The organism is Cytophaga aurantiaca DSM 3654, assembly GCF_000379725.1.
Taxonomy (GTDB): Bacteria; Bacteroidota; Bacteroidia; order Cytophagales; family Cytophagaceae; genus Cytophaga; species Cytophaga aurantiaca.
In genome coordinates this window covers 1-22,040 of the sequence record NZ_KB903625.1, presented here as the reverse complement: position 1 = coordinate 22,040, position 22,040 = coordinate 1, and the positions used below count along the sequence as shown (strand labels likewise).

Genomic DNA, 22,040 nt, shown 5'->3' with positions numbered 1-22,040 from the left:
AACTTATCGGAGCATTTTTCGTATGCTGATCTAATAAAAGAATTATATGACTACAGAAGAATACAGCAAACAGTTTTCTGAAGAAGAGGCACCTGGTTGGTTGGCGATGGATGCAGCTTTAGAAAAGATCTACGGAACGCAGGAACCAAGGCATTTTGCATCGGTAATTAAATACATGATCGGCGGTCCGGATCCGTTGGATGGGTCAAGCATCTATGATTCACATGAACAGACGTTTCATCGTCATGTGGTGAGTTATGGGATGTCTGAATTGTATTATGCTCCTGAGAGTGTTGGGAAAGATTTCAGCAACTGGGGATTTGAATTTACCATGCGCATTAAAAGTAAAGAAGGAGAGGATGATCCGAAATGGGTGATCGGTTTGATGAACAACTTAGCGCGTTATGTTTTTCAAAGCGGTAACTGGTTCGAAGACTATCATTATATTCCTGCAAACGGTCCCATTAAATTGGAATCTAAAACCAACAAAGTAGGTGTTTTGTTTATTACAGATCCGCAGTTGGGTGTAATCGATACACCACATGGTAAAGTTACGTTTTTGCAGATGATCGGAATCACTGAAGAACAGCTTGAGCGCTTGAAGCAATCACCTGAAGAAGGTCCGGCATTGATCGAAGAAATACGAGTGAACAATCCATTGTTTATTACGGATCTGGATGAAGTGTAAAATATAGATCTTTAATTATGCAGGGTATGATTTTAATCGTTAACTGAATAATTGTTAAATGCCCAATCAGGAAGGTGATGAACAACGGTAAAAAAATATCTAATAAATATATTTCACTAGTAATTACTTTAATATATGTGTTATCAGGCACTGTATACAGTTTGCTATATTGGACGGATAGTGGTATAGGACTTGAAGGATTTGGGAAATTTGTATTTGACTTTTTTCTTCCGGTTTCATTTCTTCCGATAACATTGATATTCACTCTCAGGGAACCGTTTTCAGCGATCTTAATCGGGCAGATCATTTCTTTTTTTATCGTCTGGGGACCAATTCATTTTGCGGTTTTTGTAGTTAGAGAAATTATTTCAAATAATAAAAAAGTGAAAAAAACTATTAAATAGAAATGCTATAAAAAAAGAGCGTCTTGCCGGACCCCTAAACCGACAAGACGCGTATTCACACTTCTAGAAAAATTATTTTTTGAGCGACTCTATTGTTTTGTAAAGTACTCCTTCAGAATCGAACACGTAACTTTTTGTAAGAGCAGTTATTTCGTAATTTATAGTTCCGTTTGCCTCCATTACTTTATAATACTCCTGTATTCCCTGAGTATTATTTTCTTTGATGTAATCCTGAGTAGCGGCAGGAAGGTCTTTCGCAAGTATCCTCCATTTACTTTCAATTAATCCACCATCTAAATCATATACCGTCCAGAGGTTATAACTTGCTTCTCTGTAAGAAACAAGATAGGTGCTATTTGCTTTAGCCCAGTTTACAAGTTTTGCGTCGGGGTGAGCCTTAGCAAACGAAGCCACGATTTCTTTCGGAACCGTCGGATTTCTAATTGTATCAGATTTTGCAAATCCTTGAGATGCAAAACCGATGAATAGCAGAAATAAATATACTTTTTTCATAACTATATCGGTTTGGTTACCCTCTTATATACGTCAAATCTCATATTTTAAAAGAATGAATTTGTTACATATTTTCAGGAAATCGTTACATAATCTCAATGTTTTAGAGCAAAAAGTGCCTAAAAATGCGTTTTTAACATTAATGCAGCTGTAATTATGTAATAATTTCAATTTTTAATGTAATACTTCCACTATTGAAAATCAGGAAATTGTATACATCAAATCGTAAGTTTCATCCATGCAGCTGGCAAAATCAGTCGCATTTAAACACGAAAGATCATGGTACAATCAAAACTCAGCAGTACGGAAATGAAAACATTATCGGCCTGCACCAAGATGTTAGAAGAAAAAGGTTTTAATACACAGTTTCTTGTTTCAAAAGAAGGAATCAAGTCTGTCGCTTCAGACCGTTTGTATAAACCTGAACAGGTAAGCATTGTAGATTTTTATCGCTTTGAAGGAAATTCAGATCCGGAAGACAATGCAATCGTATATGCCATTGAAGCCATAAGCGGCGAACGTGGTTTGTTGATTGATGCCTATGGTTCTGAAGCAGATGCCAACATCAGCGACTTTGTTGTACACATCGAAAGCATTCATAAAAAAGAACATACCAATAATTAGTAGAGTGAAAACAACCGGATAAAAATTTCTAACCAGCTAAACACAATCACTATGAAAAAGTTACAATTAAAAAAAACAAATCAAAAGCGTTTGCAAAAAAGCACTAAGCAAGAAGATAAAAAACCAATGTCCGATATGGGTATAGGTTTCCGAGTGGTGATGCAGGCAAATTATTAAAATATAAATTTTTCAATAAGTAAGGTTGTTATTCATCTTGTATGATAACAACCTTATTTTTTTTAATACATCATCCATTCATCACAGCAAATCTTAACATAAAAAAACGCCTTGTTGATCCCGATCCCGATAGCTATCGGGATCGGGATCAACAAGGCGTTTTTTATGTATAAAATAGTTAGTCTTTGCAATCTTCTGTTTTGATGTAATTGCCTTTTGAATCAAAGATCAATTTTTTATCATTCGCTTTATAGGCGTATGTTACGACACCTTTCGCGTCAGTGATTTTATAATAATCTTTCCCCAGTATATCTTTGTGATTGTTATTTGCATAATCAACCACAGCTTGCGGAGCTTCAGATTCTTTTATTTTTACTTTTGTTTCAACCAGTTTACCCGATGCATCATAAACAGACCAGGTCTTTGTGCTGTTCTCATCGTATTCAGCGGCATACTTGCCATCCATTTTCTTCCAGGATATCATGGATGCATTTGGATGTGCTTTTTTAAATGTACCGGATACCGCAGTTGGAACATCTTTGTCCATTACTTTTTCCGGAGTTGTTTGTGCGTTTACCTGTAGTGCAAAAGCTGCTGCTGCAAGAAATACAATTACTTTTTTCATAGCTGTTGTTGTTTAAAATGTTTTGGTATTGTTTTAACACTTCAAATATCAGCGATCATTCAAGAGATTGTATTACACGTTTCTATAATTCTTTTGCAGAATTCAATTAAGCGTTTGTTGTTATGACCAGAAGATGTCTGACCATTCATTTACATTTGTTGCAGTACGAAAATTATTCCGTAACGCATTTTTAAATTCTGTGGTTGTTATTTTTTTTAATTCTGTAAAAACATTTTTTTCTTCAAAACGAATATGCGCTTCCATAAGTTCTTCCAATAAATTGATGGACTTCATCACATCTTCGCTCTCATAGATCAATCGCTTTATTTTTCGATGTTCTCTTAATGCTTTTTTAACGAATGGATGACTGTTACCCAGCAATGGGAATATATATTGTTCTTCAACATTGAAATGTGCTTCAATATGTTCTTTGAAAAACCATGCACAATATTTTTGTATACGTTCTGGTTCAATATTTTTTCTTAGCCCTTGATGGATATTGTGGCATAAGATCAAGCCGCGGTGGTGTTCCTGTATTAAATGCGGTAGAATGTCTTCTTCCGGAAATGCAAAGTGGATGGAATTTTCAGCCATAAAGGAGTCAGCAAATAGGGGAGTTTGAATCTACATGGAAAATCTGTTTTTTTTCTGAGCATTTGATCCTGAATGCATCGAAAGGACTGATAATTATGCAATAAACTTTTATATTGTATCCTGGAATCAGAATTGAAAGTTGCTATGTACAAACAATTAAACATCGATAAGATCATCGAAATCATTCACACGTTATCTTTACGCATTGAAGACCGTTTTCCGCAAGCCGATCTGCTGAATGTGAGCAATGAACTGAATGAGCTGGCAATTAAAAGCAAAGCAAGCAACGCCAAACTGGCAAAGCCCTATATCCTGATCCGGATTGCATTGGTATTGCTGATTGTTATTGCATCTGCATCGATTGTTTATACTCTATTTATGTTGAGATTTGATGATTCGTTGTTGACCGTGCAGAATTTCATAACGGTAAGCGAAGCATTTTTAAATGAAACCATAACCATTGGTTTTGCTTTTTACTTTCTGTATAAGTTTGAAGATTTTATCAAACAGAAAAAAATATTAACCGCCTTGCAGGAATTACGAACCATAGCACACATAATCGATCTGCACCAGCTTACCAAAGATCCTACACATATACTTGCTGAAAAAACAAAACATTCACCTAAACGGGAGTTTACAAAAGCTGAAGTAAGCAGATACTTAATTTACTGCAGCGAAATGTTGTCGCTTACTTCAAAAGTTGCTGCAACCTATGCATTCAATAACAAAGACGAAATGATCCTGAATACGATTCACGACATTGAAGTATTGTGTTCAACGTTATCCAGCAAGATCTGGCAGAAGATCGAACTGAATAAAGTGCTTAAGTAACCTCATTCGTCAGACCACTTTTTTGTGGTCCGACGAATTCTTGTTAGAAGTTATGAATTATGAATTATGAATTATGAATTATGAATTATGAATTATGAATTATGAATTATGAATTATGAATTATGAATTATGAATTATGAATTCATTTCGCTTAATATTAAAAAAAAATTATGAAACAGTTTTTACTTTTAGTTATTTTTTGTTTGACTGCTTTGGGTACGCAGGCACAGCTTGCAGTTATTCAAGATCCGGATGGATATGTAAATGTGCGTTCGAAACCTGATATTTCAGGTGAAGTAATTATGAAACTTACTACTGCAGATATATTTTATTGTTTTGAAGAGGAAGGTCAAAATGATTGGTATCCGATTGATGTATATCAGAATGGTGCACAACATAGTTCCGGTTATATTCACAGATCGAGAGTGAAATTTATTCATGATTATGAATCGATTTCAGTAAGCCAAGCATTAAAAGATAAAATCGTTTTCAAAAATAAAACTATTCAAGTGGACGTGAAAACAAAACCATTTGATCCCAAATCCAATACAATTGAATATGACACAGAGCATAAATATGTCGAAAATATCAATCATAAGAAAGCCTGGGGAATAGATGGGAACATACCACGAAATGCGTATGAGTATATGACGGTTACAATGAATGGGAATAAAATTATACTTCCTGCAGAAGCATATAAACAGTTGTTTGAGCCAACCCTTGAATACATGAATGTTTATTATGATGTACAACATGATATTCTCTACATTGAAGGATTAAATAGCGATGGTGCCGGTGGATATACTTTTGCTATTATTATAAAAAATAAAAAATTTGAACGGACAATTGCGATGATTCCTTTTTAAGTCCGAATCAATTCCTGTTTAAACACGCAATTATGATTTCGTTTCGTTAATGTTATGAAATACACTTTTTAGTCCTTTTTCATTATCCTTTGTTAAAATCTTTTAAAAATATTTCCGCTTTTGAATGAAAACAGCGGATAAATATGTAGCTTAAAATACAACTCGTATTATTTGATGTGCGTACAAACACATATATGGGTATTTTTTACATGTTTATTTTAACACAACCGTAACCGTTATGAAAAACACAGCAACACCAGAACCGAAATCTGTTTCGAAGAAAACAGAAAAGGACAATGTTCAACCCGTTCGCGTTTCAGATATGGGAATGCGCAGGAAAGTTACAAGTGAGGGAGAAGTAAAGCAGTCCGTTACAGCTACCGTTTAATCGAAACCGTTAACATAACAAAGGCTCTGATTTATTATAAATCAGAGCCTTTGTTTTTTATTAAACCTATGAGGTTTATATTACGATTATCTCTGCTCATTTGGAGATCATACGTTCTTTTAGCTACAAAACCTCATAGGTTTCGACTCTTAATAGAAAGCTTACAAATTCGGAAAATGAATTTTAAATGTAGAGCCTTCAGTCAGAACAGATTCTACCGTAATATTTCCGTGCAGCTTATCAATGGTTTCCTTAACTATGTACAAACCCAATCCATCGCCTTCATTGTTACTGGTAGCTCTGAAAAACATATCATAAATGTGTTGAATGTATTTCGGTTCAATGCCAATGCCATTATCACGGATGATGACGTCACATCCGTATGAATTGTCCTGTATAGATAACTTTACAAAGGATTGTTCTTTAGAAAGATCTGCGTATTTGATTGAATTTGAAATGATGTTGCTTAATATAATTTTGATCCTTCTGCTGTCGGAATAAAAGGTGTTGTTTAACAAGATCTCCGTACTGAATTGAATGTGTGAGAAATTAGATAAGGAACTCAGGTTTTCCAATACATTTGAGATAATACTGTCAAAGGATATTACTTCACGCGCTACATCAATACGGGCATTGCGCGAGTAGTCAATGATGCCTTGCACCGTTTCATCCAGTCTTTTTACCGAGCGTTCAATTCTGGAATTGTATTCATTGAGTTCTGTATAATTTTCATGTTCAATTTCATGACGCATTAAATTGGCAAGTCCTAAGATGGATTTCAACGGGGCTCTTAATTCATGTGAAGCGCTGTATACAAAACGATCCAGGTCTTTACTCGTTTGGATCAGTTGTTTTTCATTTTCTTTCAATTCGGTTACATCCTGTACGGTGCACAATACAGAGATGACATTTTTAGAACTGTCGAATTCCGGTACGCAAATCACATGGGCATATCGGAATGGTTTGTCAACCAATTCCGGATTTTCAAAATAGAGCGATGTTGCCTTCCCGATCGCAACGGTTTTCTCAACAATGTATTCGATCCCTGTACACAAATGCTCTTCGAAGCCGGCCTCTTTAGCTGTCTTTCCTGAATAATAATCCAGCTGCTTTCCTGTAATCGCTGTGATTGCTTTGTTGATGTATACGAATGTCAGATCGGTATTGATCCGTGCAATGATATCCGTTGAATTGTCGGTAAGTGTTCTGAATTCTTCTCTGCTTTGATACAGTGCCTGTCGTGCTTTGATTCTGTCCGATACATCCCGAACAATTACCTGCTCAGCATCTATGCCATTGTATATAAAGGATACAGACACTACTTCAATGTCTATGATCTCACCTGTTAAGGTAATTGCTTTTTGTTCAGATATTTTCCCATTGAGTGATGCTGAATTTCCGATTCTGTTTTCTACTTCATTCAAAGAATCCGGATGTATGAATTGCATCACGGATTTACCTAACAGGTCGTTCATGTCTGTTGCTCCGAGCAGCTTTACTCCGGAAGGGTTGGCAAACAATATGTCGCCTGATTTGCTTTGTATGTAAATCGCATCGGGAGATATTTCAACCAGCTTTTGAAATGCCTCCATGCTCTGGTCGTATTCCATTTGTAGGAAACGTACCTCTGTAAGGTCAACGGATACACCCAAAATTCGTAACTCGCCGTCAACCGGACTGATCACAGGAATTTTTGATGTATGCAGATAATATTTACGTTCGCCTAAGGTGATCACTTGTTCCGGAAGAATAACAATCTCACGGCTTTCTACGGTAGCATCATCGCTCTCTTTGATTACTTTGTATTCAGCTTTATTGAAAACAAAATCTACATCAGTTTTTCCTAACAGCTCACTCGAATCTTTACCGAACAATTTGCCTTGTGCACCATTCGCTAATAAATATTTTCCTGTTTTATCCTTTAAGAAGATCGGATGGGGTACAAGGTCAATTATTTTTGAAAGCCAGTGATTGGTATCCATTAGCGTTTCCGTGCGCTCAACAATCACTTCTTCCATGGCTACGTGTTCCAGTTCCAGTTCACGTTCTCTTCGCGAAAGTTTGAAGCCATTCATTACTTGCTTAGCCAATAATACAAGAGACGTCTTTTGACTATCAGAAAGCATTCTGGTTTTTGTGTCTATTACACATAGAGCGCCCAGTTTATCACCTGTACCTTCATCGATCAGCGGCGCTCCACAATAATAACGTACATAAGGCTCTCCGATAACATAGGGATTGTGTTTGAAGATTTCATCCTCTAACGCATCTGTAACTTCATGTATCTGGTTGCTTTGAATGGTAATCCTGCAAAAAGAAAGTGTTTGGTCAATGTCACTCAGTACAAACTGTTTTGATGCTAAAAAATGCAAACGTTCGTCATCTATCAATGTGATATAAGCATTCTCCGTATTACAAACGGATGCTGCGATAATTGTTAAATCTTTGAATGCTTCCTGGCCTTTTGCATCATTTAATAAATACTGTTGAAGCGCATGCACTCGATGCTTTTCATTGTCACCTAATGGATTCATTTTTTCTAAAATAGTAAATAAGAAAAAAATGTTCGTTTGATTTCAAATTATGGTTTTTATATCATATTGTTATGATTATGTAAGTATTCAATTCAACTTGAAAAGTATTGCCTTATTTTAAATAATAAAGTTGTTAAATGATAGCTATTTGAATGGAAATGAATTCGGTGTATACGTCAGTAAATACAAGGTTTTTAATCTTTCTTGTTATAGCATAAATCTATCTGTGAAAAGTTCAACGATATAGTAATGTACCGGAGCATTTTTTGTAGTCTATGCAGTAAAGTCAGATTTTTTTTACGGTTCATATGAATTATTTCGGTGCAGCGAATTATGGATGAGCAAGTTAAAATTGATATTGACTTTATCGATCTCAGTAATTACTCCATCGGAGTAATATATCTGTAGAAAACGATCGCCAACGAATTCTTACGCACGGAGCTCCGTATAGGAGCGACTCGTAACGATTTTACTATGTCGTCCCGATGGGACTCGTGCATGTTTTGATTCGGATTAATTCTTTTGCTACAGATATTATATCCCTAACGGGATTAGGGAAAAGGAATATTCTCCAGCTTTGCCAGACCATGCCATTACCATAACATTTTTGGTATCAGACTTTTGTGATTCAATTTCATTTGAGCATTCAAATGTGGAACTTTATGAAGCATAAAATCCTTATACAAACTGTTGTAGTAGATTGATTCACAATGAGGAAAATTAAAATAGGAATTTTAGATCAATCGGTTGTTCAAAAAGGCAGATCTGCGAAGGAAGCAATTGAAGAAACGATTGAAACTGTGAAGCTTGCAGAGCATTTGGGCTACTCCCGTTTTTGGGTTTCGGAACATCACAATTCTACCTTTATTGCAGGATCGGCACCGGAAATTTTAATGGTGAAGCTGGCGAGTGAAACACAACACATCCGGATCGGTTCAGGCGGGATCATGCTTCCTAATCACAGTGCCTTAAAAGTGGCAGAAAATTTCAGAATGTTAGAAACACTTTTCCCCGGGCGCATCGATCTGGGGATGGGTAGAGCGCCGGGCACAGATCGTCTTACGTCTTCGTTGTTAAATCCTTCCAATGAATTTGCAGAAGAAGATTATCTGCGCCAGTTGGATCACTTACAGAATTTCTTTACGGATAGCGCCTATACACGTGATAACCGACAAATACTTGCTGTACCGCAGTCTACAACAGTTCCGGATCAATGGATATTGAGTTCAAGCGGCGGAAGCAGTGAGATCGCTGCACGATTCGGTCTTGGACTCGTTGTTGCAAAATTTATCAATGGCTTTGCAACGCGCGCGGTAATTGATACCTACAAGAAAAAATTTAAGCCTTCGGACTATTTTCCGAAGCCACTTGCAATGGTTTCTATTTTTGTGTTGTGTGCTGATACAGATGCAAAGGCAGTAGAGATGCGAAAATTTATGGATTATATTTTTCTGCAATTTGAAGCAGGGAAGTTTCATGATTATCCGGATTATGAAACCATACAAAAATATGTTTTTACACAGGAAGAACTTCAACGCATCGGCCGTAATAATGGCAGAGTTATTTCAGGAACGAAAGAATCGGTAAAGAAACAGCTTGAAACTTTGGCAGAAGAATTTGAGGTAGATGAAATCATTATTTCTACCATGGCCGGGAAGCCCGAAGACCGCAAACGCTCGTTCGAATTGATTGCAGAAGCCTTTGAGCTATCGAATTAAACATGTTTTTTTTGAAAGATCATTTGCTATATTTATGTTTTCTATAGCATTCAATTTTATCGTATATGTCAACTAAAAATTACGAATGGAGTTTTTCTTCCGTAGGAGGAGTTAAGAGAGTAAATTTTGATTCAGGTAAGGATATTCTTGCTCTTGAACATTTAGATCAGAAATTATGGACGGTATTAAGCTGTCCAACGAGCGGATTGGAAATTGATGCTGCAACCTTAGAATTGATTGACAACGACAACGATGGTCACATTAAAGTCGTGGAAATGCTTGCCGCTATTAAATGGATCGGATCGATCATTCATAATCCGGATGATCTGATGAAACAGGATACTGTATTTCCGCTAAGTGCCATTAATGAAGATACCGCTGAAGGCAAAATATTAATGGCTTCAGCAAAAAATATTTTAAAGAATTTAGGTCGACCGGACGCAACAACCTTAACGGTAGAAGAAACCTCAGACCGAGTTAAAATATTTAATGGTACAGCATTTAACGGAGATGGTATTATAACAGAAGATTCCACCCCGACAGATGAATTAAAAGCACTTCTGAAGGATATCATTACCTGCATGGGAAGCCTTACAGACCGTGGTGGTAAAGAAGGTATCGATACAGAATTCCTAAATATATTTTTGGAGCAATGCACTGCATATTCAGAATGGTATAAAAAATCAGAAGATAATAAATCAACCATTTTACCTTTTAATGAAAATACGGAATTGTCTTATCAAACCTATCTGGCGGTTAAATCTAAGATAGATGATTATTTTCTGCGTTGCCGTTTGGCTGCATTTGATCCCGAAACAACAACGGTGTTAAATCTTCTTACAGCACGTGTCGAAGTAATTACTGCCAAAGATCTCACAACGTGTTTGGAAGAGATCGAAACATTTCCGTTGGCAAAAATTGAAGGACAAAAAGAATTACCCTTACATCAAGGAATAAATCCAGCCTGGGAAGATAAGATCAATCAGCTGAAGACGCATATAACGAATCATCTTTTTCCAAATAAAAAAACCTTGTCTGAATCGGAATGGAATTCAATTTCAGAAAAATTTCAAGCCTATGAAGTATGGAAATCTGAAAAAGCCGGCCATCAGGTTGAAGCGCTAGGTCTGGAGCAGATCAGAAAGGTTTTGTCCTCAACTATTTCTGTACAATTGTTTGACTTGATTGAAAAAGATAAAGCCTTAGAAACAGAAGCGAATAATATTATTTTGGTGGATAAGCTGGTGCGTTATTACCGCGACTTATTTACGTTGATTAAAAACTTCGTAACCTTCTACGATTTTTATTCGCCCGATCATACTGCCATCTTTCAGTCCGGTACATTATACATTGATCAGCGTAGTTGTGACTTATGTATCAAGGTAAGCGACATGGCTAAACATGATATGATGGTATCATTGAGCGGTATGTTTTTGATCTATTGCAAATGTGTATCCAAATCTACCGGCGAAACCATTATTATTGTTGCTGCTTTAACCAATGGAGATATTGACAACCTGATCGTAGGTCGTAATGCTGTATTCTATGATAGAAAAGGCGTTGCGTACGATGCTACCATTGTAAAAATTGTAGAAAACCCGATCAGCATCATTCAGGCATTCTGGTCTCCGTATAGAAAAGTTTCGCGTTTTGTTGAAAAGCAGGTTAATAAATTTGCTTCCGAACAGGACAACAAAGTATTAACAGACGTAACAACCAAAATAGAAACAGTACCTGCTAAAGTTGAAACACCAACAGCTGCTGCTGCTCCGCCTGTACCATTTGATGTTGGTAAATTTGTCGGAATCTTTGCTGCAATTGGTTTGGCTTTGGGTGCTATCGGTACTGCACTCGCATCTGTAATAGCAGGTTTTATGGGCTTAACATGGTGGAAGATGCCGTTGGCAATATCCGGATTGCTATTGCTAATATCCGGTCCTGCAATGATCATGGCGTTTTTTAAATTACGTCAGAGAAATCTTGCGTTGATCCTGGATGCAAATGGCTGGGCAGTGAATGCGAAAGTAATTGTGAATATTCCATTCGGAAATACACTTACACAAATAGCCGCATTGCCTAAACATGCGAAGATCAATACAAACGATCCTTTTAGTTCAAAAGGAAGACCGCTGTGGCAAGTAATGCTTTTCTTCCTTATATTGATAGGTCTTGGACTCTATGCAGCATGGAGACTGGGATGGATTGTTCTTCATATGTAAGACATAAGTGAAGTAACAGAAAAATAACTTTTGTTTAACGCATAAAACACATAAATTCAAATATAATAATTCAACCTAAATTAAAAACCACAGATGAATAAGATCTCTATGATTGCAAGTGCAATTGCATTCACATTCGTAACGCTTGTATCTCAAGCTCAAACATTAAAGACACCGGCACCAAGTACTTCTCAAACGATTAAGCAGGCTTTCGGATTAGGTGACATTACCGTTGATTATTCTCGTCCGTCTGTTAAAGGCCGTACCGTATTTGGCGACCTTGTGCCTTATGGAAAAATCTGGAGAACAGGTGCAAATGCTGCTACAAAAATTACGTTCTCAGATGATGTTAAGGTAGAAGGCAAAGATGTAAAAGCTGGGACATATGCGATCTATACCGTTCCGAATAAAGACAGCTGGGAAGTTATGTTGTACAGCGATTTAACAATAGGCGGAAATACTTCGAACTACAAAACAGAAAATGAAGTGATTCGTGTAGTTGTTAAACCAACAGCTTTGAGTAAAAGTGTTGAGACGTTTACAATCAATTTGTCAGATGTAACAGCAACTTCTACTACATTAGAAATTCTTTGGGAAAAAACTTCTGTACCGGTTAAGATCACTACAGAAATTGATTCTAAAGTAATGAAGAACATTGAAACTACGATGGCTGTTGATTCACGTCCGTATTTTCAGGCTGCAAATTACTACTATGAAAATAACAAGGACCTGAATCAGGCATTGATCTGGGTGAACAAAGCAATTGAACAAAATCCAAAAGCATTCTGGATGACAATGTTGAAAGCTCGTATTCAATTAAAATTGAACGATAAGAAATCAGCAATTGCTACAGCAGAACAAACAGTAGCTTTAGCAACAGAAGCAAAAAATGATGACTATACTAAAATGGCAAATGACTTGATCGCTGAAGCGAAAAAGAAATAAGTTTGTTTCTATTAGATACAATAAAAAAAACCTTCCCACATGGGAAGGTTTTTTTTATTGTAAACATTAATGTAGAGACGCAATTTATTGCGTCTGAATATGCACCGATTTATTTTTTAGTTGTGAATTTTACAACATTATTTTTTATCGGAGTAATGGTTTGTAAATAGGCATAGATAGCTGCAAGATCTTCACGTTTCATTGTAGCATACATGGTCCATGGCATAATCGTATTAAACTCACCGGCAGAAACTTTTGCAGGTGTGTAGCTGCTGTCTGCATACGTTTTAAAACGGTTAATGAAGGCTGTTTCAGACCAGTCACCAATCCCTGTTTCTTTGTCAGGTGTAATGTTTGATGAACGTACTGTACCAGTTGCAATCGGAAATTCAAATCCACCTGCGAAATCCATACCCGCGATCTTCTGACCTTTTTCCTGCTTCGTATGACACTCTGCGCAAGCAGCTGCATTCAATAAATATTTACCGTATTCAATTTTACTTGCTGTGTCCGGAATTGCCTGAGGAGTTGCTTTAGCAGGAATGGTATTGATGATGAAATTCATCGGGAAATCCGGAATGGATTGTGCTACTTTATTATCGATCGGTTTTAATGTTCTTAAATATGCGATAATCGCGTAAATATCTTCTGTAGCCATTTTACCATAATTCGGGTGAGGCATTACAGGAAATAAGGCTGAACCATCTTTGCTTACACCTGAAGTGATTGCACGGTACACTTCACCATCTGTCCAGCTGCCGATACCTGCAGGTGTAATGTTTCTTGAATAGAATGCACCCGGGAATCCAAAGCGTTGATCAAAGGCTTCGCCTCCTTTTCCCCAGGTTGTTGTATCCGGCGGACCTGCAAATCTAGACCAGTCGCGGGTTGAGTGACAATCCATACAAGCGCTCACAGAGTGTGCAAGGTAGCGTCCACGTTCTACCAATGCAGGTGTAGAAGCGATTTTAATTTCGGGAGCAGGGCCAACATTGGGCAGAGCAGTTTTGACGTATGTCAATAGACCAGTTACCAAAACAAGTACACCAATAAAAATGTACAGAACAATGCGTAAAATTTTTTTCATGCGTAAAAAAGGGTTGGGGTTTTANCTATTCAAATTAGTTAAAAATACACTTTTTTACTTTTGGTTCTTACTAAGTGTATGAATTTGAAATTGTTCTAAATAAAAATGTGAACAATGGAAGGATGTGTTTTGATGATTTTAATCAATACCAGGGGTAATCATAATTGAATCAACTTTTCCTTTGCTTGTAAAAATTTGAAAGGAGTCATAAATAACCAGCTGTTCTTTTTTATAGCCTTTCGGATTAATTGATTTTTGTGGATACGCCATCAATACATTTTCAATACTGCTGCCAATACCGATGTTTTTTTCAGTTGTCCCTGTACAAGGTGCTGTAATGTTTATTTGAGATAAAAAAACGTTATTCAAGTCATCTGCAATTTTATAAATAAAGAAAATTTCTACTCCTTGTTCCGGAAAATTAATAGAGACCATTTTTTCGTCATTGCCAAGATCATAAAGTGCACGATCTTTTTCCGGATACATTTCATTAATATAAGCGAGAGAAGTTTTTCCAAATAAAAATTCCCCATATCCATCTTTTGTGATGTGAGATGCAAAGGAATATAAATTCAATAACAGTAGAATGGGAATGAAAAGAATTCGTATCATATAGTATTAGAATTTTTCTGTGAGATATCAATCACCATTTGGGTGATCCATGCAATAACAATCAGTAACACACAACCAACTGCATTCAACCATAGATAAGCCATCATGTTATTCATCCAGATAGCGATCACAAAAACTTCAGTGATGATGGCTGCATAAAATACAGCAGATCCTTTTACCTTTTTTAAATAGAACGCTACTAAAAAGATTCCTAGTATGTTTCCATAAAATAAAGATCCCAGTTTATTTACTGCTTCAATCAGGTTGCCAACTTTGCCAGCATATAAAGCTATTACTACACAGAATACGCCCCAGGCTGCTGTTGCCCAGCGCGAAGCATCTAAGTATGTTTGAGGATTTGCAGTTGTATTTATAAAACGTTTGTAAAAATCAATGACGCTGGTTGATGCAAGTGAATTGATTCCGCTCGCTGTAGAACCCATAGATGCTAATAAGATGATGGCGATCAACAAGCCGACCAGACCTACCGGTAGATATTTTGTTACGAAGCTTAAGAATACATAGTTGGTGTCGTTTGTATCCGATATCGAACCATTTTCTTCCATGAGATGTATGAATTCAAGTTTTGTTAACTGCGTAATGGTATCTTCCTGGCGTAAATGGAATTGAGCTATGGCTATGGCCTGTTCGTCGTTTCTATCTATTGCTGCAATGAGCGCAGTTGCATGTATTTTCTTTTGTTCGCAGGCAATGTTGTGTTCTGTTTCGATGAGTTTATAATCCGATTTATACGGGCTGTTTTCAATGCGTGCTACTTCTGTTTTGTTAAAAAACACGGGTGGCGTATTGAATTGATAAAATACGAATACTAAAATACCAATCACTAAAATGGCAAACTGCATCGGGATTTTTATAATGCTGTTCATGATCAAACCAAGTCTACTTTCTTTGATGGATTTTCCTGTTAAGTATCGTCCGACTTGTGATTGGTCAGTTCCAAGATAAGAGAGCTGAAGGAAAAAACCACCGATCAAACCCGACCAGATGTTGTAGTCGCTGTTGATATCAAAACTCAGATCGATGGTATTTAATTTATCCATTTTACCGGCAATGTGTAAGGCATCTATAAAGCCCACACCTTCGGGTAAGAGGTGGACAACCATAAATGCGGCAACAAATAATCCTGAAAAAATAATGGCCATCTGAAACATTTGAGTGTAAGCAACTGCTTTGGTTCCGCCGTAGACAATGTAACTGATCACAATGCCGCCTGTAAAGAGGGTTGTGTAGGTGATATTTATTCCGAGTATAACAGATAGAATAATGGAAGGAGCATAAATGGTAAGGCCTGTGGATAGACCTCGCTGTAAAAGAAATAGGAAGGCGGTTAGAGAGCGGGTCTTGGTATCAAAACGTCGCTCTAAATATTCATACGCCGTATAAACATTTAATGTTCTGAAAATAGGTATGAACGTTTTACATAAAATAACGGTAGCAATCGGTAAGCCGAAATACAGTTGTACAAAGCCCATCCCACTTCCATAGGCCTGTCCCGGAAGAGCCATAAATGTTATAGCACTGGCTTGTGTAGCCATCACCGATAAGCCTACCTGATACCAGGGAAGTTCTTTATCGGCCAATAAATATCCTTCAATGTTTTTTGCCCCTCTGCTTTTCCATAACCCATAAGCAATGATACTAAGGATCGTTAAGCTTAATACGCACCAATCAATGACACTCATTTGAAGTATATGGTAAAGATGTAAAAGAATAGCATCGTAATAACGAGCCAGCCAAGAATGAATGCATATACATTATTCCATGTACCAAAAAACGAAGGTTTATCTTCCGGTTCAGACATGTTATTTGTTTTGAGGAATACTTAACAGATTTACAAACAATCGGTAAGCCCCCGGAACGCCCGCAGGAAGCTCTCTAAAGAATACCAGACCTGTATACACAAAATTTCCCTTGCCATATTTTGCAACGATCAAACTTCCTTCGTTTGCTTTTTCATTCGGGTCGTTCATGGATATCAACGTTTGATATTTGGGATCGATATCGGATGCAAAATAAATTCCGCGCTCCTGTACCCAGCCATTAAAATCAGTCGAATCAATTTTGTTCGGATAGGTGAACACCGAATGCTTTGGATTCAGAATGCGAACTTCTGCAGTCTCATTTGTAACTCGGTCTCTTGAAATTGCAAACGGGTAGGGACCGATCTTCGCTAACAGCGGACCGATGCGGTTATTGGTATTGTATTGAACAATTAAGTTTCCTCCCTGTTCAACATATTTCATTAATGTATTGTAATAGATCTGAAGTCGGTCGTTAGTATTGTATGCACGTATGCCTGCAACAATCGCATTGTATTCTTTTAAATTTCCTTTATCTAAAAGATCGTCTGTTAAAATGGTAACGGTATAACCCATTTGTTTCAGGCAGGCAACTACATCGTCTCCCGCACCCGGAATGTAGCCAATGTTTTTGCCGGCAGTTTTTAAATTGATGTATACTAAATTTGCTTCGGCATCACTTAAGATAAACTGATAGGGAATGTGATCGTATTCAATACGCGTGATGCTTTTTGAAAATGTTTCAGAATTTATTTTTAACGATGCGGAAATTTTTCCATTGGTAGCAATTCCATTCGGTTGTACCAATACATTAATAATAATTTCTTCTCCTTTTTCTTTTAAGGTGAAATTGGGTTGCGCGCACGTTGCTTTCCATCCTTGCGGCATCGACCATTGCAAGGTTCCGCTTACATTCGGCTGGTTTGCTTTTACAGTGAATTGTATGGTCTTAGGTGTATTGTCGTTGAAGGCATATACTCGTTCAACCAAATTCACGGTTGCTTTAGGAAGCACTTCAAGCGGACGATACAGTTCGCCTTTAACCGGATCTGTATATTTATATACAACAGGTTTGGTAATGGTTAAGGCGATGTCTTGAATAACAACCTGAAACGCAATACTTGCAGCAGCATCGTTCTCTGCCTTGCCGATTAATAATTGATTGTTGACAACATACAAGCCACTACTGTGTTTTTGATTCAACCAATACGGATTGGAATAGGCGTAATCAACGGCAAGTTTTTCAGTATGCTTGAATGTATACAGTTCATTTGTTTTTAATGTAAGTGCAAGACTTGAATCCTGATTGATGTAACGGATGTTTTTTAAAGAAACAGCAACATTGTTGCGATTGATGATTTGCAAGGTGGTTTGAATGGAGTTGCCGGGAATGGCAATGTATTCTGTTGCGTATGCTTCAAGCCATAAGCCAGAGCAGGATATGAGCAATGCTTCTGTTTCCTGCAGCTTTTCTTTTTTCCAGCGTGCAAGTGTTTTATCTGTTTCATCTAAGGCCTGAATTTGTTTATACAATGCTGCTAAATCCGGAACAATGGTTTCCGGGTGTTGTGCATCAAATTTTGAAATAATTTTTTTGATAGATTCTCCGATTGGTTGCGTTGCAGTGAATCGTGTCCATGAGCTGTTGATGTTTTCAAAAATATCTGTTGTTACTTTATCACCGCCAAGTTGTTTGAAGTATTCGGTGTTGTCGCCGCGTGTCTTTGCTGTGCCGAAACCCTGGCTTTTATGCATCGATCTGTTTTCGGAAGAAAGTTCTCCGTATGATTTTCCCAACAAGGGATTGTAACCGCCGATATTAATTTTGATCTGATCTTCCGAAGTTGTGTTAATCGTACCAAAACTGAAGGTGTTCCAGAAAATACGTTGAGCCTGCCATACCGTTGTGTATTTTAATTGTTCCGGGAAACGTGTAGGATCTGCTGCGGCAGTAAACGCTTCTACAGCAAGAATAGCTGAAGCAGTGTGGTGGCCGTGTCCGCCTTCACCCGTAGTAGGGAAACGGGTAATGATCACATCCGGTTTGAATGTGCGAATCACCCAGACAACATCTGCCAGTATGCTGTCCTTGTTCCAGAAGTTAAATGTCTCTTCCGGATTTTTTGAAAAACCAAAATCATTTGCACGTGTAAAAAACTGTTCCGCGCCATCAATACGGCGGGCAGCTAAAAGTTCTTGTGTACGTATCAATCCAAGCGGTTCACCTTGTTCTTTACCAATCAGATTTTGTCCGCCGTCGCCGCGAGTTAACGATAAATACGCTGTTCTATATTTACGTTCATAAGTAAGATAAGGAAGCAAGCGAGTATTCTCATCGTCGGGGTGCGCCGCAATGTATAACACCGAGCCGACAGTATTTAGTTTATTGAGTTTTTGTAAGATATCAGCGGAAGAAACAGCTGGAGTTTGAGCTAGAAGACTATTTGTAATAAATAGTGTTGTAAGGAAAAGGATGAACGATCTTTTCATGAACGGATATTGAAAATGGTATAGATATGTGGATTCAAGGTATAAAAAAGGTGACTTTATAGCAAGCAGTATAGACAGACACATTAATTATAGGTTTGTTCTGCAGTTTTGTTTAGAAGTTTTGCTAAACAAAGCAGTTATCGATAATGTTCCATTCACATATAATAGTATATGTTTTTATTTTTTTGAGTAGAAAATATGACAAATAATTTGGTGTTTTATACCGTTTGGTATATTTTTGAATAAATAATACCAAACGGTATAAAATTGATCGATTATGAAAAATAACAAGGGATTACAGAGAAAAATTCTCTTTGCATTGCTGATGGGGAATGTAACAACAGGTATTATTTCCTTTACATTGATTTCTATGAATGTTGGTTTTGGCGAACGGTTTCTGGCAATGTGGTTTAAATCGTGGGCAGTAGCTTACATGATTTGTATACCTATCATATTAGTAGTAGGTGCGCAAATTCAGAAACTCGTTGAACGTGTCATTCCAATTGAAAGTAAATAATCCGTATCCTAAACAATACTGAAATGATTAAGCGAGTTGTAGTCACAGGTGTTGGTGCGCTGACACCTATTGGGAATAATGCAGAGCTATTCTGGCAAGCGTTGCTTGACGGTAAAAGCGGAGCCGCACCCATTACAAAATTTGATGCAGGGAAATTCAAAACACGGTTTGCGTGTGAATTGAAAAACTTTAATCCAATTGATTTTATGGATAAAAGTGAAGCACGTAAATACGATCTATTTACGCAATATGCCTTGGTTGCTGTAGAAGAAGCGGTTCAGCATGCGCAGCTAAATTTCGATACATTAAACCGAAACCGAATCGGAGTTATATGGGGCAGCGGCAATGGAGGTATTGGTACATTTCAGGAACAAGTGACAGAGTTTGTAAAAGGAGATGGGATACCACGCTTTAATCCTTTCTTCATTCCTAAAATGATTTTAGATATTGCGGCAGGTGTGATATCTATCAAGTATGGATTGAGAGGTGTGAATTTTGCAACGGTATCGGCATGTGCTACTTCGAATACAGCAATCTTAGAAGCATTCAATCACATTCGCTGGGGCAAGGCAGACATCATCATTACGGGCGGCTCTGAAGCACCGATCAATGAAGTGTCGGTCGGTGGTTTTAATGCGTCCCGTGCATTATCAACGTTCAATGAAAATCCACAGATTGCATCACGACCATTTGATGCGTATCGAGATGGCTTTGTGATGGGCGAAGGAGCCGGTGCGCTTATTCTGGAGAGTTATGAAAGTGCAATAAAAAGAAATGCTCCGATACTTGCTGAAATTGTTGGCGGAGGAATGGCTGCCGATGCATATCATTTAACAGGTACACATCCGGAAGGAGAAGGTGCGTATTTAGGAATGCTGGAAGCGATGGCAGAGGCCAATATACAGGCGAGTGATATTGATTACGTCAATGCACATGCTACGTCTACACCGCAAGGAGATATCAGTGAGATGAAAGCAATTGAACGTGTATTTGCAGGATCTTCTAAATTGAATGTAAGTGCAACCAAATCCATGACCGGCCACTTATTGGGTGCAGCCGGAGCTGTTGAGGCGATTGCATGTATCAATGCGGTGCAGAAAAATTTTATTCCGCCAACTATTAATACAACAGAACTGGATGCTGCTGTTTCAAGTGCGTTTGATTTGACTTTGGAGAAAGCACAACAGAAAAATGTGTATTACGCAATGAGCAATACGTTTGGGTTTGGTGGCCATATTGCAACCGCAATATTTAAAAAGTATGAAGAATAAAGAATAAAATACTCGACATATCGGCTGAATCGGTTAAATCATTTGTAAATGAATGAGAGTTGCATAACTTCGCATTCAGTCGATATGTCTTTTTAAGAACACACTTCTTACGTATGAACGAACTCACTAAATCTGAACGTACACGAAAATTTATCATCGAATCAACAGCTCCCATCTTCAATGTAAAAGGAGTTGCAGGTACATCGTTATCGGATTTGACAGAGGCCACTCATCTCACCAAAGGAAGTATCTATGGAAACTTTGAAAACAAGGAAGAAGTTGCTCTGGCAGCATTCGATCACAACTGGGCATCCGTCAAAAATGTAATTACGCAAAAAACGCAGGAATGTGGTACCTGTAAAGAAATGCTTTTGGTATACGCAGGACTTTATAATCACATCGATAACCCACTTTTCCCTGCCGGTGGCTGTCCCTTGCTCAACACAACGGTTGAAGCAGATGATACAAACGAAGTACTTCGCAAGAGAGCCGGAGATGGAATATTAAGTTGGAAAAAGAATCTGGTTTCGATTATTAAAAAAGGAATTGCTGCAAAAGAATTCAGGGCAGATGTAGATGCAAACAAAATAGCCTTTTCAATGATCGCCTTAATTGAAGGAGCAATCCTGATTAATAGAGCAACAAAAAATAAAGCAAATTCAGATCATGTTTTTGCTGTCTTAGAAGATCTTGTCGTAAGCATGGAGTTTAAAAAGAAGATTTAATTTTTATCTTTTTAATTGGCTAAAAAAAAGGACGTCTTGAATTCAAGACGTCCTTTTTTTAATTATTTATTTGGGCTGTAGTATCAACCTCCACCCAATGCCTTGTATAAATACACGGTTGCTTTAAGTTGTTCTTTTTTTGTTTCGATCAACTCCATTTTGGATTCCAATGCATCGCGTTGCGTTAANAATACTTCCATNTAATCCGCTCTTGCNGAAAGAAAGAGATTACCTGCAATTGTTACAGATTCGTTTAACGCTTCAACTTGTAAGCTTTGCAGTTGAAAGCTGTTTTGCAAATTCTGTATTTTTGCAACCTGGTTTGCTACCTCAACATACGCATTCAGAATCGCTCGTTCGTAATTATAAGCAGCCTGAATCTGTTTCGCATT

General features: G+C 37.5%; 22 protein-coding genes. 12 read left to right on the top strand and 10 right to left on the bottom strand.

Annotated elements, in window-relative coordinates:
* Positions 1–46 precede the first annotated feature (46 nt).
* Positions 47–688, top strand: coding sequence for a suppressor of fused domain protein (locus A3EE_RS0104940; protein WP_018342333.1), 642 nt, complete (start codon positions 47–49; stop codon positions 686–688).
* Between the two features lie 476 nt (positions 689–1,164).
* Here A3EE_RS0104940 and A3EE_RS0104930 read toward each other — a convergent pair whose 3' ends face one another.
* A complete protein-coding gene (locus tag A3EE_RS0104930) occupies positions 1,165–1,605 on the bottom strand; it encodes a hypothetical protein (protein ID WP_018342331.1) in 441 nt (146 codons plus the stop codon).
* Positions 1,606–1,884: 279 nt separating this feature from the next.
* On the opposite strand from A3EE_RS0104930, the gene A3EE_RS0104925 reads away from it, so the two are divergent.
* Complete coding sequence (locus tag A3EE_RS0104925) at positions 1,885–2,229, top strand: hypothetical protein (protein WP_018342330.1); 345 nt, start codon at positions 1,885–1,887, stop codon at positions 2,227–2,229.
* A 51-nt stretch (positions 2,230–2,280) separates the two neighbouring features.
* Complete coding sequence (locus tag A3EE_RS22165) at positions 2,281–2,406, top strand: hypothetical protein (protein ID WP_018342329.1); 126 nt, start codon at positions 2,281–2,283, stop codon at positions 2,404–2,406.
* Between the two features lie 178 nt (positions 2,407–2,584).
* On the opposite strand, the gene A3EE_RS0104915 is transcribed toward A3EE_RS22165, so the two are convergent.
* Complete coding sequence (locus A3EE_RS0104915) at positions 2,585–3,031, bottom strand: hypothetical protein (protein WP_018342328.1); 447 nt, start codon at positions 3,029–3,031, stop codon at positions 2,585–2,587.
* Positions 3,032–3,151: 120 nt separating this feature from the next.
* Entirely contained in the window at positions 3,152–3,625 is a 474-nt protein-coding gene (locus A3EE_RS20030; RefSeq protein ID WP_018342327.1) for a hemerythrin domain-containing protein, read from the bottom strand.
* A 144-nt stretch (positions 3,626–3,769) separates the two neighbouring features.
* Here A3EE_RS20030 and A3EE_RS20025 point away from each other — a divergent pair, with 144 nt between their 5' ends.
* The 3 genes from A3EE_RS20025 to A3EE_RS21780 all read left to right on the top strand — a co-directional run bounded on the left by A3EE_RS20025 (position 3,770) and on the right by A3EE_RS21780 (position 5,710).
* Complete coding sequence (locus tag A3EE_RS20025) at positions 3,770–4,456, top strand: hypothetical protein (protein WP_018342326.1); 687 nt, start codon at positions 3,770–3,772, stop codon at positions 4,454–4,456.
* Between the two features lie 170 nt (positions 4,457–4,626).
* Complete coding sequence (locus A3EE_RS0104900) at positions 4,627–5,322, top strand: SH3 domain-containing protein (protein ID WP_018342325.1); 696 nt, start codon at positions 4,627–4,629, stop codon at positions 5,320–5,322.
* 238 nt (positions 5,323–5,560) lie between these two features.
* The gene (locus tag A3EE_RS21780) at positions 5,561–5,710 is read left to right on the top strand and encodes a hypothetical protein (protein WP_018342324.1); all 150 of its coding nucleotides are present in this window, start codon (positions 5,561–5,563) and stop codon (positions 5,708–5,710) included.
* A gap of 161 nt (positions 5,711–5,871) precedes the next feature.
* On the opposite strand, the gene A3EE_RS21180 is transcribed toward A3EE_RS21780, so the two are convergent.
* Positions 5,872–8,244 carry a sensor histidine kinase gene (locus A3EE_RS21180; protein WP_018342323.1) on the bottom strand — a complete coding sequence of 791 codons (2,373 nt, stop codon included), beginning with the start codon at positions 8,242–8,244 and terminating at the stop codon, positions 5,872–5,874.
* A 710-nt stretch (positions 8,245–8,954) separates the two neighbouring features.
* Here A3EE_RS21180 and A3EE_RS0104885 point away from each other — a divergent pair.
* The 3 genes from A3EE_RS0104885 (at position 8,955) to A3EE_RS0104875 (ending at position 13,126) form a co-directional block, all read left to right on the top strand.
* The gene (locus A3EE_RS0104885; protein WP_018342322.1) at positions 8,955–9,962 is read left to right on the top strand and encodes an LLM class flavin-dependent oxidoreductase; all 1,008 of its coding nucleotides are present in this window, start codon (positions 8,955–8,957) and stop codon (positions 9,960–9,962) included.
* A gap of 65 nt (positions 9,963–10,027) precedes the next feature.
* A complete protein-coding gene (locus A3EE_RS0104880) occupies positions 10,028–12,181 on the top strand; it encodes a hypothetical protein (protein WP_018342321.1) in 2,154 nt (717 codons plus the stop codon).
* A 93-nt stretch (positions 12,182–12,274) separates the two neighbouring features.
* Positions 12,275–13,126 carry a DUF2911 domain-containing protein gene (locus tag A3EE_RS0104875; RefSeq protein ID WP_026209598.1) on the top strand — a complete coding sequence of 284 codons (852 nt, stop codon included), beginning with the start codon at positions 12,275–12,277 and terminating at the stop codon, positions 13,124–13,126.
* A gap of 109 nt (positions 13,127–13,235) precedes the next feature.
* On the opposite strand, the gene A3EE_RS0104870 is transcribed toward A3EE_RS0104875, so the two are convergent.
* From A3EE_RS0104870 to A3EE_RS0104850, 5 genes are all read right to left on the bottom strand, one after another.
* Entirely contained in the window at positions 13,236–14,213 is a 978-nt protein-coding gene (locus tag A3EE_RS0104870; RefSeq protein WP_018342319.1) for a c-type cytochrome, read from the bottom strand.
* 138 nt (positions 14,214–14,351) lie between these two features.
* Positions 14,352–14,825: a hypothetical protein gene (locus A3EE_RS0104865; RefSeq protein WP_018342318.1), complete on the bottom strand. Its 474-nt coding sequence runs from the start codon at positions 14,823–14,825 to the stop codon at positions 14,352–14,354.
* Positions 14,822–16,528, bottom strand: coding sequence for a sodium:solute symporter family protein (locus tag A3EE_RS0104860; RefSeq protein ID WP_018342317.1), 1,707 nt, complete (start codon positions 16,526–16,528; stop codon positions 14,822–14,824). Before A3EE_RS0104860 ends, A3EE_RS0104865 begins: the two co-directional genes overlap by 4 nt.
* Positions 16,525–16,647 carry a hypothetical protein gene (locus A3EE_RS22160; RefSeq protein ID WP_018342316.1) on the bottom strand — a complete coding sequence of 41 codons (123 nt, stop codon included), beginning with the start codon at positions 16,645–16,647 and terminating at the stop codon, positions 16,525–16,527. The genes A3EE_RS0104860 and A3EE_RS22160 overlap by 4 nt, the downstream gene beginning before the upstream one ends.
* Position 16,648: 1 nt before the next feature.
* Entirely contained in the window at positions 16,649–19,135 is a 2,487-nt protein-coding gene (locus tag A3EE_RS0104850) for a PIG-L family deacetylase (protein WP_018342315.1), read from the bottom strand.
* A 277-nt stretch (positions 19,136–19,412) separates the two neighbouring features.
* On the opposite strand from A3EE_RS0104850, the gene A3EE_RS0104845 reads away from it, so the two are divergent.
* The 3 genes from A3EE_RS0104845 (at position 19,413) to A3EE_RS0104835 (ending at position 21,648) form a co-directional block, all read left to right on the top strand.
* Positions 19,413–19,652: a DUF2798 domain-containing protein gene (locus A3EE_RS0104845; protein WP_018342314.1), complete on the top strand. Its 240-nt coding sequence runs from the start codon at positions 19,413–19,415 to the stop codon at positions 19,650–19,652.
* Between the two features lie 23 nt (positions 19,653–19,675).
* The gene (gene fabF, locus A3EE_RS0104840; RefSeq protein ID WP_018342313.1) at positions 19,676–20,923 is read left to right on the top strand and encodes a beta-ketoacyl-ACP synthase II; all 1,248 of its coding nucleotides are present in this window, start codon (positions 19,676–19,678) and stop codon (positions 20,921–20,923) included.
* 113 nt (positions 20,924–21,036) lie between these two features.
* Positions 21,037–21,648, top strand: a complete 612-nt coding sequence (locus A3EE_RS0104835) for a TetR/AcrR family transcriptional regulator (protein ID WP_018342312.1) — start codon at positions 21,037–21,039, stop codon at positions 21,646–21,648.
* An 83-nt stretch (positions 21,649–21,731) separates the two neighbouring features.
* Here the strand turns inward: A3EE_RS0104835 and A3EE_RS22105 are convergent.
* Positions 21,732–22,040: TolC family protein (locus A3EE_RS22105; protein WP_033417573.1), on the bottom strand; the 309-nt coding region annotated here is incomplete at its 5' end.